The organism is Corynebacterium xerosis NBRC 16721 = ATCC 373, from assembly GCF_001552415.1.
GTDB classification, from domain to species: Bacteria; Actinomycetota; Actinomycetes; order Mycobacteriales; family Mycobacteriaceae; genus Corynebacterium; species Corynebacterium xerosis.
This window is the reverse complement of record NZ_BCRD01000004.1, coordinates 59,238-73,733: the sequence shown is the minus strand read 5'-3', so window position 1 is coordinate 73,733 and position 14,496 is coordinate 59,238. Positions and strand designations below refer to the sequence as shown.

Below are 14,496 nucleotides of genomic sequence, written 5' to 3'. Positions count from 1 at the left end.
CGACGGCGCGGGCGGGCATGGCCCCCCTCGCGCTTGATCAGGTCCTGCACCGAAATCGACTCGTCGGCGGGTTCCGGGGCCCACACCTGACGCCGCTGCGGCTCAGGCTTGGGCGTGCGCTTGGGCTCCGGCGCCGGCTCCGGAGCCGCCTCCGACTTCCGCGCATTCTCCTGCTGCATGCGGCGCGCGGCGTAGGGGCTGCTGAACGGGGTGCGCGGGACCTCGCCCGCCGCCGACGTCGGGCCACGCCACGGCGCCGACTCCGCGGGCCGGGCGGGCTGCGAGGGCGCGCCGCGCTTCTTCTCCGCCGCCGGCTCGTCGACCAGCTCGGCGTCGACGATGGGGAACTGCATGGTCGCCTCATCATCGACCGAGCGGACGGGCGCCGGGGCCTCCGAAGCGGTGGTGTTCTCGGCCTTCTCGGCCTTCTTGGCCTTCTTCCCCGGCTTCTCGCCCTTGCACCGCTTCGTGCGCTCGGCCGGTTCGGCTGCCGACGAGCCGTCGTCAAGCGACGACGCCTCGCGCTCCGCCTTGCCCGCCGCCACCAAGTCGTCGGCCTTGCTCTCCAGCGCCGAACCCTCGACGTCCACCGACGGCAGGATCTTGTCCAGCCACTTCGGCATCCACCACGTGGAACGGCCCAGCAGGAACATCGACGCCGGAATGAGCGTCATGCGCACCAGGAAAGCGTCGAACAGCACCGCCGCGCCGAGGGCGAAGCCGAAGACCTTCACGAACGCCAGCGGCTGGCCGATGAAAGCCACGAACACCGCGATCATGATGATCGCCGCCGCCGTGACCACGCGGGCGCCCAACGAGAAGCCCTCGATGACCGACTCCTCGACGGCGTTGTACTTCGAACCCGGCCGCGACCGCCCCTTCGAATGCGTGAAATGCTCGCGCATTCTGGACACCAGGAACACCTGGTAGTCCATGGCCAAACCGAAGGTCACGCCGATCATGAAGATCGGGATGAAACTGACCAGCGGGCCCGGCGTATGCACCAGCCCCCACAGGCCCTCCTGCCAGAACAGCACCGTCACGCCGAACGCCGCGCCGACCGAGAGCAGGAAGCCCAGGCCCGCCGTCAACGGCACCACCAGCGAACGGAACACCAGCAGCAACAGCACGATGGCCAGACCGATGACCACGGACAGGTACACCGGCATCGCGTCGGACAGACGCTGCGTGATGTCCTGCTCGATGGGGATCAGACCCGTCACGCCCGTGACCAGGCCGGTGGCCTCCTTTATCTGGTTCTGCTGCGCGCGCAGCGCCGAAATCAGGGCGCCCGTCTCGCTGTCCAGGGGGCCGGCCTTCGGCGTGAGCATCATCATCACGCCGGTGCGGTCGCGGTTCATGCCGATCATCTGCACGTGCTCGACGTCGACGTTGTTCTTGAAATTGTCCAGCGCGTAGCTGAACGACGCCGTGCGCGCCGCCTGCTCCGGCGACAAGTTCGGGTCGCCCGCCATCAGGCCCTGCGCCAGCGGCTGCAGCGCCGGGGCCTCCGGGTCGACGCCCTCGGCGTCGGCGATGATGAGCATCTGCGCATTGCGGCCCGGGCCGAAGCCCTCCGCCGCCATGGCGATGGCGTTGCGCTGCGTCGACCCGTACGGCGACGTGGAGTCCGACGGCAGCGCCAGCTGCAGGTTCGCCGCCGGCACCGACAGCGCCACCAGCACGCCCACCGCACCGACCAGGAACAACCCGGGCGCCTTGTGGACGGCCTCGACCCAACGCCGGCCCATCGTCTTGCCGCCGAACAGCGGACGGCGGCCGCCCTTGAGCGGGTTGCCCGCGATGCCGGGGATCTTGCCCGCGAAAATCTTGCGGCCGAACAGGGCCATCAGCGCCGGCAGCAGCGTCAGCGAAATGATCACCGCGATGCCCACCGTGATCGCCGCCGAAATGCCCATCAGCGACAGGAACGGCACCTGCGCGATGACCAGCGCCGCCAGGGCCACGATGACCGTCAGGCCGGCGAACACCACCGACGAACCGGCCGTGCCCGTGGCCATGCCGACGGCATCCGGTTTGGTCAGCCCCCGCGACCGCTCCGCCCGGTACCGCGACAGGATGAACAGCGCGTAGTCGATGCCGACTGCCAGGCCGATCATCACGGCCAGCACCGGCGTGATCGAGTTGACCTCGGTGAACGCCGTCATGAACACGACGATCAGCGAACCGATGGCGATGCCGACGACCGCCGTGATCAGCGGCAGGCCCGCGGCCACCAGCGAACCGAAGGTGATCACCAGGACCGCGGCGGCGATGGTGATGCCGATGATCTCCGACGTCGCGCTCACCGCGACCGGGTCCATCATGCCCGGGCCCATCGCGTCGACCTTCATGCCGGCGTCGCGGCCGATCTGCATGGCGTCGAACAGCGCCTGGCGGTTCTCCGGGGTGATGTCCTTGGGCACGCGGACGTCGAAGGCGAACTGCGCGATGCCGTGACGGCCGTCATCCGACAGCATCCGGATGGCGTGGGCGTCGGCTTCGGCGACGGCCTGCGGCAGACCCGAGCGCGTGCCGGTCTCCACGACGGTCTTCTGCAGCTCGGGGTTCAGCCGCACCGGGTTGACCAGCATCTCGTCGGCGGTCAGCTGGGTGATGTTGTCCTTGATCGACGCCACCACCGCATCCGCGGCCGCGAAATTCTCCGGGTCCTCGAGTTTCTCGCCCTCCGGCGCCTCGAACACCACGTACACCGTTTGTTCGCGGATGGGGTTCGGTTGATCGGGGAACTTCTTCTCGATCATCTGCGACGCGATCGACGACGGCATGCCGGGGATCGAGAACTGGTCGTCGAATCCCTTCTGCATCGTGCCGGCCAAACCACCGACGACACCGAGAATCAGCGCCCAAGCGACGATGACCGTCCATTTATGCAGGTAAGACCACCTGCCGAGGTTGAACAGGACCTTCGCCATCGCTCAACTTCCCCTATCATCCGCGTCGAATCGCGAGCGCGGGCCCGGCGGACTCGCCGCGGAGCGCGCGCACCACCAACCCAGGATACGTGCCCGGGGGTTCCCGGTGTCACAACAGGCGAAACAATCGCCCCAGGAAACACATCGGCGGGCAGGCGGGCGCGGGCGGGCCGGACAGGGGGCGTCGGAAAGTGCAACAATCCGCACGGCCCGAAAGTCGCGACCAGCGGGTTCGCGCAGCGGTGGCACTACTTTGCGACGGCCCGGCGCCCAGACCAGTCCGTCGTCAAGCAAAAAGCAGCCGGTCCCCTGCTCCGCTACCGCTCCACCAATCCTTGACTAACTCTTGACCTGGAACTCGTCGACCATGGTCCGCAGCCCCTCGGCGTAATCGGCGTTGTCCGCATCTGCGGACTGGGCGCTGAGGACGGCCGTCATAAAGCCATCGGCGACCGGAACGCTGACGATCAACGCGGTCACGGCCGTGACGATGCCGTTCGGGCCCTCCATCTCGTACTCGATGACCTGGCTCTCGTGGCCGCAGGTCGTGCCCGGCTCCCGTTCGGTCACGGTCCCCGGGCGGCCGAGCTGCTCGACCATCGCCAGCTGCCGATCGAACTCCTGCTCGCCGCCGACCTGCGACGGCTCGATGGTCAGCACCGCGGTCGGGGTGAAGCCGTCCGCGGACAGACCCTGGTTCGCGAGGGCGAGGGGGATCATGTCGCTCTCGAATTCGCCGACGCGATTCCAGCCGTCGGGGAGGGGGACGCCGAAGGTCGGGCCTCCGTCGGCGCCGCCGGCTTCCTCGACGGCGACGGTCGCGGGGGCGCATTCGCCGGCCGCCGCCGTCTCGGTGGCGGTGTCCTCGGCGGTGGAAGTTTCGGCGGCGGCGGTCTCGGAGTCGGTGGTCCCGTCCTGCGCCGACTCCTGCGCCGACTCCGTAGCCGTGTTCGTGGTGGTGTTCGTATCCGTGGTGGCGTCGCCCTCGTCGCCCTCGTCGCCCGAGCCGCAGCCGGCCAGCAGCAGCGCCATCGCCGACGCTCCCGCCACGGCGATCCTCGCGCGCTTGCCCATTCGCATCTTCGTCATGACGTTCCCTTCATCCGCTTCCTCAGTCGGCCACTTCGTCGGCACCACTTCAATCACTGCTGCAGCCACCGCTCCCGTCACTCCGGTCACGGCTTCAGCGCTCGACGCCCAATATTTTCTCCGTGTGAACCATGGTAACGGGCAGCCCGGCGCAGCCGACCACTTTTCGGGGCGGGTGGGCGCCCGAGATCACGCCAGCCGGCGGGACTGCACCCAACCCCGGACGCTTCCGAGGATCCGTGCAACGAAAAGCCGGAAGCGTCCGGACTTACGTGCAGTGAACATGACTACCCCCCCCATCCGGCGGCGAATGGCGGCGCGCGGCGGCGGATCGAGGCCGCGCATGTCGAAGCCGGGTCACGGGCAGCGGATCGGGGCCGCGAACTCGGATCAGGGCCGCGGGCGTCGGAAAGCCCACATTTTGCGCGGCCCGAAAGTGGCGACCTGCGGGTTCGCGGAATGGTGGCACTACTTTGCGACGTCCCGGCACGGCGAGCGGTGATTGTGGGCAAAACGTGGGCAGACGCGATTCACCTACGGCTGATCCGGGCACGAAAAAATCCCCCCACCTGCACAAGCAGGCGGGGGGATCATTGGCGGTGGCGGAGGGATTTGAACCCTCGGTTGGGGGTTACCCAACACTCGCTTTCGAGGCGAGCACCTTCGGCCGCTCGGACACGCCACCGCGAAAGAACTTATCGGAGTGCGCCCCCGGCGGACAAATCGCCAGGTCACGGCGATTCCGCCCAGCGAAACGGGCCACCGCGGCATGCGGTGGCCCGATCGTGAAATGCCGGAGGGGACCGGCGATCGACTAGCGGTCGTCGCCCTTGAGCTTGCCCAGGCCCTCGGTCACCTTGTCCTTGGCGTCCTCGACGCCCTGCTTGGCGTTGGCCTTGACCTGGTCGCCCTTGCCCTCGTTCTCGAGGTTGTCGTTGCCGGTGGCCTTGCCGGCGGTTTCCTTCGCCTTGCCGCCCAGCTCGTCGGCCTTGTTCTGGAAGTCACCCATGTTGGTCTCCTAACGATTTCGCTGACGTTTCACCAACGACGATAAACGCGATTCATCGGACCTCGCCATGAACGTTCCCGCCTTTTGGCCGAACCGTTACCGCCCCGTCACCGCACTTTCGAAGCCCCGGCGGGTGCGCCGTCACCGCTTGCCGCGGAAAAACTCCGGCAGCAGGTCCTCGCACTCGCCGGCCAGCACGCCCCCGCGCACGTGCGGCGCGAAGGGATGGGCGGGGTCGCGCACGACGTCGGCGATCGACCCGCACGCCCCGGTCTTCGGCGACCACGCGCCGAACACGATCCGCCCGACCCTGGCCATGACGGCGGTGCCGGCGCACATGACGCACGGTTCCAGCGTCACCACCAGGGTGCAGTCCTCCAGCCGCCAGCCGTCGCCGTGCGCGCGGGCGGCGGCCCGGATGGCCAGGACTTCGGCGTGGGCCAGCGGGTCGGCGTCTGCTTCACGACGATTCGACGCCTCCGCCACCACCGTGCCATCCGGGCCCACGACGATCGCGCCGACCGGCACGTCGCCGGGCGGGGTGCGCCGGGCGACGTCGATGGCCAGGCGCATCCACGCCTCGTCGCGCAGGTCGGCGTCCGGGCGCGGCAGTGCTCCCCCGCCGGGTCCGCCGCTCCCGCCGCCGGCGTCTCCGTCAGTCGTCGTCATCCCCGTCGCCACCGTCGTCGGCGTCGTCGACCTCCACGCCGGTCTCGTCGGCGAGCGCTTCCTCGAAGCCCAGCTCGGCGGCGATGGCGTGGAGCTGCTCCGACGCCCACAACGACTGGTCGTCGCAGATCACCGACAGCACGTCCTCGGCCACCCCGAGGTCCGACAGAATCTCCAGGTCGCCCTCCGGCCACGAGTCGACGTCGTCCAGCTCGTCTTCGTCGAGGTCGGGGATGTCCTCGTCGAGCTCGTCCATGACGTCCGCGGCGATGTCGTCGGTCACGGCCGCGGTGGCGTCGGAAAGCAAAACGCGCACGCCGCCCGGCATCGGGCGCAAAAGGATGAAGTAGTCGTCGTCGATGTTGAGCATCGCGAACGACGCCCGCTCGGCGCGCAGGCGGCGCATCTGCGCGGTGGCGTCGGCGAGGGAATCCAGCGCCGCGTCGCCGAGCTCGCGCACGGACCAGCCGTCATCGCCCTGGATGACCGCCACCGCGTACGAGCGATCGTCGTCGTCGCCGCGCGGGTCCTGGTCGGGGCGCGAAGGCCCCGGAAAAGTCGTGCTCATGCCACCCCACGCTAGTCGTGGTGTGTCATCCTTGTCAAGTGACCAACGACTCTCTCGCCACACCGACCTGCATCCTCGGACTCGGGCTGATCGGCGGATCGCTCATGCGCGACCTCGCCGAGGCGAATGCGCCGGTCTACGGGTGGAATCGCTCGGCTGCGACTGCGGAGGCCGCCACCGCCGAAGGCTTCGACGCGTCGACGGATCTGACCGCCGTGCTGCGCCGGGCCCAGGAGGACCGGGCGCTGTTGGTCGTCGGCGTGCCCATGTTCGCCGTCGGCGGGTTGCTGGACCAGATCGCCGAGCATGCGCCGGATTGCGGCATCACCGACGTCGTCAGCGTCAAGCGCGCGATCCTCGACGAGGTCAATGCGCGCGGCATGGGCGACCGGTACGTGGGCGCGCACCCGATGGCCGGGTCGGAGGAGTCCGGGTGGGACGCCACCAGGACGGGGCTTTACGACGGCGCGGCGTGGGTCGTCTGTTTCGACCGGGCCGACGACGCCCGGCGCGGCGGGACGGAGGTTCCGGAGTCGTGGACGCGGACCTTCCGCGACGTCGTGGCGCTGGGCAAGCTGGTGCGCTCCGAGGTGATCCCGGCCCTGGCCGACGACCACGACCGCGCCGTCGCCCGCATCTCCCACATGCCGCACCTGCTGGCGTACGCGCTGGCCGTGGTCGGCGACGACGGTGGCCCGCTGACGCTGTCGCTGGCCGCGGGGTCGTTCCGCGACGGCACGCGCGTCGCCGGTGCGGAACCGGACATGGTGCGCTCGTGGTGCGAGAACAACGTCGCCCCCGTCGTCGAGGCCGTCGACGAGGCCATCGCGCTGCTGTCCGCCGCCCGCGACGAACTGGTCGGCGAGGGCACGGCCGCGGCCCTGTCCGAAGCGGGTTTCCAGGCCCACGGCCGCTACCGCGCCCGATCCGGCACCCGCGTCCTCGACGGTGGCGTGAAGCTGTCGCACCGCCCGGTCATCCGGGTCAGCCCCGGCGCCGGCGACTGGATCGGCGAATTGGAGCACGCCCAGGAGCTCGGCGGGCGCATCGAGATCTTCTAGGCCGCACCGTTTACCCTGGGGGTCGACACGATTCCCGCGCCCGACGCGGGAGCTCCGACGAAAGGACCCCCATGATCCGCGCCGCCATCATCGGTTACGGAAACCTCGGCCGCAGCGTCGAGCGCGTCATCGCCGACCAGCCCGACATGGAGCTCGTCGGCGTGTTTTCGCGCCGCGATTCCCTGGACACCGACGCGAAGGTGCTGCCGGCGGCGGACGTCGACGAGCACGCGGACGACGTCGACGTGCTGTTCATCTGCCTCGGCTCGGCCACCGACGTGCCGGAACAGGCGCCGGAGCTGGCGAAGCTGTACACGACCGTCGACACCTACGACAATCACCGCGACATCCCCCGCCACCGCGAGGCCATGGACGCCGCCGCCCGCGCCGGCGACCAGGTCGCGGTCATTTCCACCGGCTGGGACCCGGGCTTCTTCTCGCTCAACCGCGTCTACGGCGCGGCGGTGCTGCCGGGCGCGGACCAGATGACGTTCTGGGGACCGGGCCTGTCGCAGGGCCACTCCGACGCGGTGCGCCGCGTGCCGGGCGTGAAGAAGGGCGTGCAGTACACCAAGCCCAACCCCGACGCGATCGCCGCGGTCAAGCGCGGCGAGGGCGGCGACCTGGACGCCAAGAAGTGCCACATCCGCCACTGCTACATCGTCGCGGACGAGGCCGACCAGGATGCGATCCGCGAGGCGATCGTGACCATGCCGGACTACTTCGTCGGCTACGAGACCATCGTCGACTTCATCTCCGACGAGGAGTTCGAGCGCGACCACCAGGGCATGCCCCACGGCGGCAACGTGGTGACGCAGGGCCGCGCCGGCACGTCGCGCCACGTCATCGAGTTCGGCCTGGAGCTGGAGCGCAACCCCGACTTCACCGCCGCGGTGCAGGTCGCCTACGGTCGCGCGGCGCACCGCCTGCGCGAGGCCGGTGAGCGCGGCGCCCGCACGGTCCTGGAGATCGCCCCCTACCTGCTGTCGCAGACGCCGCTGGACGAGCTGATCAAGAACGACGTGTAGGGCGAAAACGCGGAGGCGCCGGGCCGTCGTAAAGCGAAAGTTGCTTTGCGACGGCCCGGCGCATTCATGTCCTGCCCCGACCCGGGCACGGAGCCGGGGCCTGAGTCATGGGAGTACGCGTAGTCAGATCGTTGGCGTTCCGCGCCACATCGGCGATCACCGTGGTGCCCAGCACGACGACCAGCACCGCCGCGATGGCCAGCACGATCTTCCACGGGAACTTCTTCTGCCCGCCGTCACGAGCCCCCTGGGAGCCGAGGCCCTGCGCCCCTGCGGGCCGTACGGACCATACGGTCCCGGCTGGAACGCGGCACCGTACGGGCCGGGCTGCCCCGGCTGGACCTGCTGACCGCAGGGGCCAGCTCGCCGCCCCACCCCGGCCCCCCGCCCGTAGGGGCCCGACGGGCCCAGCTGGCCCGATTGTCCGAATCGGCCGCCGCCATTGCCCGGTGGCTTATCTTTCATCGCCCGAAGTAACATCGCCGAGACGGATCCGACAGCAGATGTTCCACGCCGACCGTCGTCAAGCAAACCCGAGCCGGTCCCGCGAAGCGTCGCGATGCACCTAACCCCGGCGACGAAAACCCCGGCAGACGATGTCTGCCGGGGCAACCGTGCGCCCGAAGGGATTCGAACCCCTAACCTTCTGATCCGTAGTCAGATGCTCTATCCGTTGAGCTACGGGCGCATTCGCTGTCCGGGCTTGGCCCGTGCAACGGGATGTAACGATACCCCGCGCCCCGGCACCGAACAAATCCCCAGTTCAGGAGTTAATTCCGGGGGCCTGAAAGGTCGCGCCGGGAGGGCTCGCGAAGCTGGTCGACGGCCGGACGGGCGATGCGGCGGCGGGCGATGCGGGGACGCTCCGGCTCATGCGGGGCGGCGGATGCTCGACGACGCCCACCGGGCACCCGGTTCGCCCGCCCCCTCGGCAGCGACGGCGGGTACAGCGCCCAATTGAGCACCGGGATCTTGCCCACCACGTACATGCCGAAACCGGCCATCACGCACAGCAGCAGGTTGAGCAGGATGCGGACATCGGCCTCGGCAAAGGACCCGGCGCCGCGGGCGACGACGAAATCCCCCAGCGGCGCGCCGACCATCCAGATCGCGATGGGGTGCGAGACGTAGATCGGGAGCGTGTTGCGGCCGATCTCGCCGAGCACCCGTGAGACGACCGGCACCTTCGACAGGTGCACGGCCGCAACGATCGCGATGGGCACCGCCAGCACCACGCCGCTCATGCGGCCGATGACGTAGCCCAGGAACCCCGTGGTCGTGGCGTCGAGCACCCACCACGACAGGTACGCGCCCGCCGCCAGCGCCGCGACGGCGTACGCGGCGAACGGGGATCGCGACCGGTCGGGATCGGCGGCCTCGCCCAACCGAAGCCACAGCCGACGAGCGTGCAGGCCGATCATGAACGCCGGCAGGTAGAGGACGATGTGGTTGATCTCGTTGAACGTCTCGAACTCGTCGAGCCGCAGCGCTCCGTACGCCAGCCCCGGCACGAACGACAACGCCACCACCAGCGCCGGCGGCACCTTCCGCAGCAACCATGCAATGAGGTTGAACGCCATCAACGCGTACAGGAACCACAGCCCCGGGTCGCCGACGACGACGGAGCGGAGGAACTCGCGCATGGTCTGGTAGCCGGGGTCGACGATCTCGCGGAGCCCGGCGTTCAGCCCCTTGAACGCCAGGTACGGCACCAGCAGGAACCAGATGCGCCGGAAGAACAGGTCGGGCAGGCTGCGCGTGATCACGCGGTGGGCGAACAGCCCGGACACCATGAAGAACAGCGGCATCCGGATCGGGTCGAGCACCTGGTAGACGGCTTTCCACGTGGTCTGGTCACCGCCGGGCACGGCGATGATGGCGTGGAGCACGCAGACGCCGATGATGGAGATCGCCTTGGCGGCGTCGGCCCATTCGACGCGGCCCGGGCTGGTGGCGCGGGTCATGGTGGTGAGGGTCCCTTCTGACAGGGGGCGCGCAGGGGACGCGCCGTCTTACCGGGGGCGCCGCGCGGGCTGGCGCGGGCTGACGTTGGCTGGCTTTGACCGTCGTGACCGGCGGATGCTCGGCCGGCCGCCGTATCCCCCCGTGGGCATCAAACGCTATCGCCCATTTAGACGAACATCAATTTAGTGTGGGGGCATGCCCCTCTCTTCGACCCCCGCTCATCAGGTGGTCATCGTCGGCGGCGGCCAGGCGGGACTCGCCACGGCCCGCTACCTGTTGCGCGCCGGCATCGACGTGCTGGTCCTGGACGATCAGGACGGTCCCGGTGGCGCGTGGCGGCACGTGTGGCCGTCGATGACGCTGTTTTCCACCGCCGAGTTCTCGAACCTGCCGGGCATTCCGATGCCTCCGTTCGACGGGTTCCCGCCGGCATCGCACGTCATCGAGTACCTGCGCGCGTACGAGGACCGCTACGACATCCCCGTCGAGCGCCCCGTGCACGTCACGCGGGTCGAGTTCCGGGGCGGGGCAGGCGATTCTTCGCTTGACGACGCCTCGTCCACCCCGGAATCCCACGCCGGCCGGTTCCTCGTCCGGTCGGAGGATCGGGCGTGGACCGCGGATCATGTCGTTGCCGCCACCGGCACGTGGTCCGCGCCGTTCGTGCCGCGGGTGCCGGGACGATTCGTCGGCAAGCAGTGGCATTCGGCGAATTACCCGGGTGTGGAACCGTTTCGGGGAACGAGAGTGGCGGTGGTCGGCGGGGCGAATTCGGCGGCGCAGATCGCGGCGGAGCTGACGGACGTCGCCGAGGTCACGTGGTTCACGCGCCGCGAGCCGCAGTGGATGCCCGATGACGTCGACGGCCGGGTGCTGTTCCGCCGCAATCGGGAGCGGATGCTGGCGATCTTGCGCGGCGAGGAGGATCCTGGGGCGGATTCGCAGTTGGGGGACATCGTGATGCTGCCCGAGGTGCTCGCCGCCCGCGATGAGGGACGGCTGCGGGCGACGCCGATGTTCGACTCGCTCGACGAGCTGAATGGCGACGGTGGTGGCGATGACGACGGCAGCGGTGGCGGCTTCGACCACCTGATCTGGTGCACGGGCTTCCGCCCGGCGCTGGGGCCGGTGCGGTCGCTGCTCGATGGCCGCGCGCCCGCCGTTCCGGGCCTGCACCTGGTGGGATACGGCGATTGGGCGGGGCCGGGGTCCGCGACCATCACCGGCCTGGGCCCTCATGCGAAGGCCGCCGCCGCCGCGATCGCGGAGACCTACGGCAAGCGGGTCCGCTGAGCTTTTCCGTCAGGCGCCCCGGTCAGGCGCCCAGGCCCAGCGCCTGCGCGGTGAGCTCGACCGAGCGGAGACGATCGTCCAGCCGCGTGGCCTGGTGGACGACGATGAGCTCGTCGGCGGTGGAGAACCGCCCGAACTCGGCGATCTGCTCGCGGACGCGTTCCGGCTTGCCGACGGCGACGTGCCCGAACATGTTCTTCACCTTCATTCCCTGCGGGGTCTCCAGGAGCATGTCGGCCTCCTCATCGGTGAGTCGCTGGTCACCGCGCGCGAGCATCGACCGGACCAGGCCGCGCTGCACTGCGATGAGCTGGCGGGCGGCGTCATCTTCGTCATCCGCGGCGATGACGTTCATCGTGGCGAAGGCGTGTGGTTCCGACAGCACCTCGGACGGCTTGAAGTTCTCGCGGTAGACCTCCATCGCCTGCAGCATCGCATCGGGCGCGAAGTGGGAGGCGAAGGCGTAGGGAAGGCCGAGTGCCGCCGCGAGCTGCGCACCGAACAGCGACGACCCGAGGATGTACAGCGGCACGTTCGTCCCCTTGCCGGGGATCGCGTTGATGCCGGGGATGAGGGTTTCGTCGCCGAGGTACCCCTGCAGCTCCTGGACGTCCTGCGGGAAAGAGTCGGCGGATCGCGGATCGCGGCGCAGTGCGCGCATGGTGCGCTGGTCCGTGCCCGGCGCGCGGCCCAGCCCCAGCTCGATGCGGCCGGGGTGGAGGTTCGCGAGGGTGCCGAACTGCTCGGCGATCGTCAGCGGGGAGTGGTTGGGCAGCATCACGCCACCCGAACCGAGCTTGATCTTTTCCGTCCGAGCGGCGATCGCCGCGATGAGCACGGCCGGCGCCGACGACGCGATGGTCGGCATGTTGTGGTGCTCCGCGTACCAAATCCGCTCGTACCCGGCCTTCTCGGCGGTCTGCGCCAACGCGATGGAACCCTGCAGGGCTTCGGCGTGGGTCTGCTTCCCGCCGATGGTGGCCAGGTCGAGGATGGTCTCGGTGCGGATCATGGTCGCTCCTTGCAGATCGGGGGCAAGCTTCCTTCTCCGCACAACGCGGCGGAACCGATATTTATTGCCGTGTCAGCAACATCGCCTCCCCCACCATCGAATTCTGCGGCGGCGCCAGAGCCGGCCGCGGGGTCCGGACCAGCGACCACGCCCACCATGCGGCGCCCGCGAACAGGACCACGCCATGCGCGACCCGGAGCTGCGGCGCGACGAAGAACTGCGGCAGGTACGTGACCAGTGCGAAGGAGAGAAGCATGGCCGAACGATCTCGGCGGGCGAGCAGGACTGCGCCGACGGCGATGAGCAACAAGCCCGCGGCGAACATGGTCAACTGCACGGTGCCCTCGCGAATGGCGTTGGCCGCGGCGATCGCCTGACCCTGCGGCGCGCTGCCGGCAATGACGTGCAGCCCGAATGTCTCCGCACCGAAGAACGGCAGCATCAGCGCGACACCCGAGGCCACCCACCATGGAATCCCGCCCGCATTCGCACCGTGGCGCCGCCGCCACGCCACCACCGCCGCGGCCAGGAACACGAACCCGCCCATGCCCGCCACATGCGCGGCAACCCACATCGGCGACGCGAACGCGTCCACCATGTCCGCCGGGCCACCGGCCTTGTCGCCCCACGGGCGGATCAGGGGAAACGCCGCCAGCAGCGCGCCTCCCGCCACCGCGAATGCCTCGGGCGCACGCTTCCGGACCGCACCCATCTCGATTCCGTTCAGATGTGCCATCGCCTTCTCCTTCATTCGCCAACCGGGGGCCGAATCCTGGAGCGATGCGGCGACCGTTCTCGGAAACGCGAGCACCGCCCTTTCTTTCACCGCCCAATGTAGAGCACTGCTCTCACTTTCACAAGAGCAGTGCTCGCTTTTTGCGGGAATTTCATGCAAGACTGGCACCATGACGGGAAAACGCGAGCTCAACCGGCTCAAGCTGGAGAAGGACATCCGCACGATCGGCCGGAAGCATCTGGCCGAGGTCGGCCCCGTCGCACTGTCCATGCGCGCGATCACGCGAGAACTGGGCATGGCGTCATCGGCGGTCTACCGCTATTACCCCAGCAAGGCAGCCCTGCTCACGGCACTGATCGAGGAGAGCTACGCCGACTTGGCCGCCCGCCTCGAGGCCGTCGACGTCCCTTCCCCCGCCGAAACGTGGCTGCGCCGGGCCAATGAACTCCGGGAGTGGGCACGGGAATCCCCGCATGATTTCCAGCTGATCTACGGCACCCCGATCCCCGATTACGCAGCGCCCCCGGAGACGATCCCCCTGGCCGAGCGCGTGGCCCGCTGCTTCCTCGACCTCGCCCCCGCCACCCCGGCGTCCCCCGTCGAGGCCGCGTTGGCGGCGCAGCTCGCCCCCGTCGGCGGCGACCGCGCTGCCCCCGTGTTCGCGGCGTTGTCGCAGATGATCGGCGCGCTGACCCTCGAGCTCGGCGGGCATTTCGTCGGCACGGCGGACCCGGCGGATCACCTGTGGACGCACGTCGTGCACACCCAGATCCGGAACCTCGGACTGGATTCCGCCGGTTCCCCGCACCCCGGCACCCGCCCCCGACAAAAGCAATAACCCCGGCACGCTGTCACGTACCGGGAAATGTGGTGCGCCCGAAGGGATTCGAACCCCTAACCTTCTGATCCGTAGTCAGATGCTCTATCCGTTGAGCTACGGGCGCTTGTGGCGGAGGCGAGAGGATTCGAACCTCCGGCCCGTCGTAAGACAGGCAACTCCTTAGCAGGGAGCCCCATTCGGCCGCTCTGGCACGCCTCCGTGCACCAGGGGGATTCTAGCCGAGGGTCTCGCCGCGTGGCAAAAACCCGCCGGTGAACGCCGGAGTCGGGCGGACGAGTAGGGTTTTCGC

General features: G+C 69.2%; 11 protein-coding genes, 4 tRNA genes and 1 pseudogene. 4 read left to right on the top strand and 12 right to left on the bottom strand.

The features are described from left to right. Window positions 1-536: 536 nt before the first annotated feature. The 6 genes and pseudogenes from CX1_RS07600 to CX1_RS07575 form a co-directional block, all read right to left on the bottom strand. A pseudogene (locus CX1_RS07600) lies at window positions 537-2,936 on the bottom strand (MMPL family transporter); the annotation flags it as partial. Between the two features lie 339 nt (window positions 2,937-3,275). After that, window positions 3,276-4,025: a hypothetical protein gene (locus CX1_RS07595; protein ID WP_060925487.1), complete on the bottom strand. Its 750-nt coding sequence runs from the start codon at window positions 4,023-4,025 to the stop codon at window positions 3,276-3,278. Between the two features lie 594 nt (window positions 4,026-4,619). Continuing rightward, window positions 4,620-4,710: transfer RNA gene (locus CX1_RS07590), tRNA-Ser, on the bottom strand. A 129-nt stretch (window positions 4,711-4,839) separates the two neighbouring features. Further along, window positions 4,840-5,034, bottom strand: a complete 195-nt coding sequence (locus CX1_RS07585) for a CsbD family protein (RefSeq protein ID WP_046650048.1) — start codon at window positions 5,032-5,034, stop codon at window positions 4,840-4,842. A 141-nt stretch (window positions 5,035-5,175) separates the two neighbouring features. After that, window positions 5,176-5,607: a nucleoside deaminase gene (locus CX1_RS07580; RefSeq protein WP_046650047.1), complete on the bottom strand. Its 432-nt coding sequence runs from the start codon at window positions 5,605-5,607 to the stop codon at window positions 5,176-5,178. Between the two features lie 82 nt (window positions 5,608-5,689). Continuing rightward, complete coding sequence (locus tag CX1_RS07575) at window positions 5,690-6,271, bottom strand: tRNA adenosine deaminase-associated protein (protein ID WP_046650046.1); 582 nt, start codon at window positions 6,269-6,271, stop codon at window positions 5,690-5,692. 38 nt (window positions 6,272-6,309) lie between these two features. Between CX1_RS07575 and CX1_RS07570 the strand changes: the two genes are divergently transcribed. Next, the gene (locus CX1_RS07570; RefSeq protein WP_046650045.1) at window positions 6,310-7,332 is read left to right on the top strand and encodes a prephenate dehydrogenase; all 1,023 of its coding nucleotides are present in this window, start codon (window positions 6,310-6,312) and stop codon (window positions 7,330-7,332) included. Between the two features lie 71 nt (window positions 7,333-7,403). Continuing rightward, entirely contained in the window at window positions 7,404-8,360 is a 957-nt protein-coding gene (locus CX1_RS07565) for a diaminopimelate dehydrogenase (RefSeq protein ID WP_046650044.1), read from the top strand. A 615-nt stretch (window positions 8,361-8,975) separates the two neighbouring features. Here the strand turns inward: CX1_RS07565 and CX1_RS07560 are convergent. Together CX1_RS07560 and CX1_RS07555 are read right to left on the bottom strand one after the other, a co-directional pair. Then, a tRNA-Arg gene (locus CX1_RS07560) sits at window positions 8,976-9,048 on the bottom strand. 82 nt (window positions 9,049-9,130) lie between these two features. After that, window positions 9,131-10,324, bottom strand: a complete 1,194-nt coding sequence (locus CX1_RS07555) for an acyltransferase family protein (RefSeq protein ID WP_060925486.1) — start codon at window positions 10,322-10,324, stop codon at window positions 9,131-9,133. Window positions 10,325-10,520: 196 nt separating this feature from the next. On the opposite strand from CX1_RS07555, the gene CX1_RS07550 reads away from it, so the two are divergent. Further along, entirely contained in the window at window positions 10,521-11,618 is a 1,098-nt protein-coding gene (locus tag CX1_RS07550; RefSeq protein ID WP_046650043.1) for an FAD-dependent oxidoreductase, read from the top strand. Between the two features lie 22 nt (window positions 11,619-11,640). Here the strand turns inward: CX1_RS07550 and CX1_RS07545 are convergent, their stop codons facing one another. Both CX1_RS07545 and CX1_RS07540 read right to left on the bottom strand, forming a co-directional pair. Next, window positions 11,641-12,630, bottom strand: a complete 990-nt coding sequence (locus tag CX1_RS07545) for an LLM class flavin-dependent oxidoreductase (protein ID WP_046650042.1) — start codon at window positions 12,628-12,630, stop codon at window positions 11,641-11,643. Window positions 12,631-12,691: 61 nt separating this feature from the next. Beyond that, the gene (locus CX1_RS07540) at window positions 12,692-13,381 is read right to left on the bottom strand and encodes a hypothetical protein (protein ID WP_052753128.1); all 690 of its coding nucleotides are present in this window, start codon (window positions 13,379-13,381) and stop codon (window positions 12,692-12,694) included. Between the two features lie 154 nt (window positions 13,382-13,535). Between CX1_RS07540 and CX1_RS07535 the strand changes: the two genes are divergently transcribed. Beyond that, entirely contained in the window at window positions 13,536-14,204 is a 669-nt protein-coding gene (locus CX1_RS07535; RefSeq protein WP_046650041.1) for a TetR/AcrR family transcriptional regulator, read from the top strand. A gap of 30 nt (window positions 14,205-14,234) precedes the next feature. Here CX1_RS07535 and CX1_RS07530 read toward each other — a convergent pair. Beyond that, a tRNA-Arg gene (locus tag CX1_RS07530) sits at window positions 14,235-14,310 on the bottom strand. Window positions 14,311-14,313: 3 nt separating this feature from the next. Beyond that, window positions 14,314-14,405 (bottom strand) — tRNA-Ser (locus CX1_RS07525). Between the last annotated feature and the right edge of the window lie 91 nt (window positions 14,406-14,496).

Excerpts from the sequence above, each read along its gene's own strand:
- CX1_RS07595 (WP_060925487.1), bottom strand. The coding sequence starts at position 4,025 with ATGACGAAGATGCGAATGGGCAAGCGCGCGAGGATCGCCGTGGCGGGA.
- CX1_RS07565 (WP_046650044.1), top strand. The coding sequence starts at position 7,404 with ATGATCCGCGCCGCCATCATCGGTTACGGAAACCTCGGCCGCAGCGTC.
- CX1_RS07540 (WP_052753128.1), bottom strand. The coding sequence starts at position 13,381 with ATGAAGGAGAAGGCGATGGCACATCTGAACGGAATCGAGATGGGTGCG.
- CX1_RS07575 (WP_046650046.1), bottom strand. The coding sequence starts at position 6,271 with ATGAGCACGACTTTTCCGGGGCCTTCGCGCCCCGACCAGGACCCGCGC.
- CX1_RS07545 (WP_046650042.1), bottom strand. The coding sequence starts at position 12,630 with ATGATCCGCACCGAGACCATCCTCGACCTGGCCACCATCGGCGGGAAG.
- CX1_RS07585 (WP_046650048.1), bottom strand. The coding sequence starts at position 5,034 with ATGGGTGACTTCCAGAACAAGGCCGACGAGCTGGGCGGCAAGGCGAAG.
- CX1_RS07550 (WP_046650043.1), top strand. The coding sequence starts at position 10,521 with ATGCCCCTCTCTTCGACCCCCGCTCATCAGGTGGTCATCGTCGGCGGC.
- CX1_RS07555 (WP_060925486.1), bottom strand. The coding sequence starts at position 10,324 with ATGACCCGCGCCACCAGCCCGGGCCGCGTCGAATGGGCCGACGCCGCC.
- CX1_RS07535 (WP_046650041.1), top strand. The coding sequence starts at position 13,536 with ATGACGGGAAAACGCGAGCTCAACCGGCTCAAGCTGGAGAAGGACATC.
- CX1_RS07580 (WP_046650047.1), bottom strand. The coding sequence starts at position 5,607 with ATGCGCCTGGCCATCGACGTCGCCCGGCGCACCCCGCCCGGCGACGTG.